At 67.3% G+C, this 615-nt stretch carries 1 protein-coding gene; it reads left to right on the top strand.

Annotated elements, in window-relative coordinates; translation table 11 throughout:
* Positions 1–23: 23 nt before the first annotated feature.
* Positions 24–615, top strand: a 592-nt coding sequence (locus tag NRB56_RS38175; protein WP_319944126.1) for an AMP-binding protein, incomplete at its 3' end; no start/stop codon positions are given.

Raw genomic sequence — 615 nt, 5'->3', positions numbered from 1 at the left:
CGAAGTTCGATGTGCAGTTGACCGTGGGTGAGGATCCCGCTGGTGGGCTGGCGTTGTCGTGGAACTATGCGACGGATCTGTTCGATCCGGAGACGGTGACGGCGTTCTCGGCGCGGTTGCTGCGTATCCTGCGTGCGGTCGCCGACGACCCGTCGGTGATCGTCGGGGATATCGACCTGCTCGGCGAGGCCGAACGCCACGATGTCACCGAGCGCTGGGTATCGGCCGGAAAGGACGGCGGCGCAGGCGTTTTCGCCGGTCGTGCCCGGACTCTGTCGACGTTGTTCGACGCCGCCGTGGCCACCCACACCGACCGGATCGCGGTGCGCTATACCGACGACCGGCTGACCTACGCCTCTCTGGACCAGCGCGCGAATCAGTTGGCGCGTCACCTGATCGCGCTCGGTGCGGGCCCGGACACTCTGGTGGCGGTGATCCTGCCGCGTTCGGCGGATCTGGTGGTGGCGTTGCTGGCGGTGATCAAGTCCGGTGCGGGGTATGTGCCGATCGATCCGTCGTATCCGGCCGACCGCATCGAGTACGTGCTCGACGATGCGCGCCCGGTGGCGGTGATCACCGACCGCAGTGTCGATGTCGTGCTGCCGGCGGGGTTGC

The sequence above is a fragment of the Nocardia aurantia genome (assembly GCF_009604425.1).
GTDB classification, from domain to species: Bacteria; Actinomycetota; Actinomycetes; order Mycobacteriales; family Mycobacteriaceae; genus Nocardia; species Nocardia aurantia.
Note: the sequence above shows the minus strand (reverse complement) of the source record. Positions and strands in the feature narration are given on the sequence as shown.